The organism is Mariniflexile maritimum, from assembly GCF_009746565.1.
GTDB lineage: Bacteria > Bacteroidota > Bacteroidia > Flavobacteriales > Flavobacteriaceae > Mariniflexile > Mariniflexile maritimum.
Genome location: NZ_WRPN01000033.1, coordinates 1 through 1,766 on the forward strand (window position 1 = coordinate 1; position 1,766 = coordinate 1,766).

At 32.3% G+C, this 1,766-nt stretch carries 1 protein-coding gene; it reads left to right on the forward strand.

What is annotated here, in order from left to right:
- Positions 1 to 152 precede the first annotated feature (152 nt).
- Complete coding sequence (locus tag GQO80_RS15680; RefSeq protein ID WP_157209302.1) at positions 153 to 1,514, forward strand: hypothetical protein; 1,362 nt, start codon at positions 153 to 155, stop codon at positions 1,512 to 1,514.
- The last annotated feature ends 252 nt before the right edge of the window (positions 1,515 to 1,766 follow it).

Below are 1,766 nucleotides of genomic sequence, written 5' to 3' on the forward strand. Positions count from 1 at the left end.
CACCGTATAAAATTAATTGCTAGTGCAAGCCTACTTACGAAAATCCTTGCGGATTTTCTATTCGGTTTGTATTTGCTAAATTAGGTGCTTAAACCACGCAACTAATCTTATACATAAACGTTGTGGTGCATATTAAATAAAACCTAAGAAAGATGTTTGACGGAAAAAATACTAAGAAAATAGAATATCTCGATGAAGAGAGACAAAAACTTTGGGAGCGTATTGTTTCTCTTGAAAAACAAATCTCGGAGAGACCTTCAGATATCGAAAAAGAAGCGAAGCAAGCATCAAAAAAAGCTGCTGAGTTTAAAAATAAAACTGAAGAACGATTGAATCAAGCAATCGAACTTACAGAGAAAATAAATACTTTCTTAAAGGATATTCAGGATAAATCAAACGATGTTGATACGAATCATACTCAAGTTCTTGAAGCCACATCAGACATTTTAGACAAGAGTCAAAAGCTCTCAGAAGTATTAACCACAATTACTGACATCCTTGAAGAGCATCCTGACCTTGAAAATGAAGTTGTTCAATTAGATTCTACATTAACTCAAATTGAAGAAACATCAAGTAAAGCTAATACAACTTACAAAGGAATATTAACAAGAAAAGCTGAAATTGATGAGTTGCATAGAGAAATTATCGGATACGAAGACGAAAATGAAGAAGGTGAATTAGTTAAAATTGAAGGTTTGAAATCAGAGCTTGAAACAGCTTATGAAACCCTAAAAGAGCAATCTGACTCATTGACTGATGAAATCGGTGAGATTAAGAAAAGCACGAAGGAAAAATATAATTTGTTTGTAGAATCTAATAAGGAAGAGTTAGTCAAAATAAAAGAGAATTCAAAAAAGGAGTATGATGAGATTGTAAAAAAAATCGAATCTCTATTACCAAATGCATTAACTGCAGGATTAAGTTCGGCATTTGTCACTAAGAAGGCTGAGGAAGAAGTACTATATAAAGAATTCAAGAATGGCTTTAAATATGGAATTCTATACTTAACAATTGCTTCAATTTTACCTATTGCAGTTGGAATATTCTTTCTTTATACAGGGTCTACATTAACAGAAGTTATTGAAAGAGCGCCAAAAATTATTCTTTCCTTTTTGCCATTGTATATTCCATTAATTTGGATTACAATTTCGGCAAATAAAAAGGTAAACCTATCGAAAAGACTTATAGAGGAATATTCACATAAGCAAGTTCTAAGTATGACTATTGAGGGTTTATCTAAACAAATCGAAAATATTGAAGATAGTGAGCTTTCAGAGGAATTAAGAGTGAAATTGATAAGGAGTTTCTTGGAAGTAACAAACGAAAACCCAGGAAAGCTTATATCAAATTATCAGAAATCAGACAATCCTATACTCAATATTTTAGATAGAGATAAACAAGAAAAACCAAAGAAAACAATTGTTCAAACTGTCGAAGAAAGAACTAAAGGGATAATTGAGAAAGCAGCAGATGAGGTCGAACAAAATGTTGCAAAAAATACGGATAAAGAATGAAATACGCACCACAACATTGTATAAGAGCAATAGCGGGTGCAGTGGTACTTTCAAGGTCTTTTCATTTATTAAACCTTTGTGGTGGAAGACAGGTAATCGCCTTGAAATCCGCTACTGCTCTTATACTTGACCGTTGTAGCTAATTTAAAAACAAAGAGCATGGGAGAGAATGAATATTTTGAATTAACAAAATCAATACCCGAAGTTTCTGATTTACTAGAGCAACGGAATGAATTAAAGATTCAACTAAAT